We start from the raw sequence: 245 nt of genomic DNA, 5'->3' as shown, positions 1-245 counted from the left end.
GAACAAGACGTGGATGGCCGGGACAAGCCCGGCCATGACGGATTCCGGTCGACAACAGGATGTGAGGATCAGCCCTTGTGAGGATCAGCCCTGCACCGGCGGCCGGCCGACGCTCTCATAGGTGAAGCCGGCGGCCGCCATGTCTTCGGGACGGTAGATGTTGCGCAGGTCGACGACAACAGGCTGGGCCATAGTCGCCTTGAGCCGGTCGAGGTCGAGCGCACGGAACTGCACCCATTCGGTGA

1 pseudogene is annotated in these 245 nt (G+C 64.1%); it reads right to left on the bottom strand.

What is annotated here, in order from left to right:
• Nucleotides 1–84 precede the first annotated feature (84 nt).
• Nucleotides 85–245 (bottom strand): annotated as a pseudogene (locus tag AC0L2M_RS34700) (UDP-glucose 6-dehydrogenase); the annotation flags it as partial.

The sequence above is a fragment of the Mesorhizobium sp. WSM4806 genome, assembly GCF_055811635.1.
The sequence above is the reverse complement of the archived record's forward strand: the minus strand, read 5'-3'. Positions and strand labels throughout refer to the sequence as shown.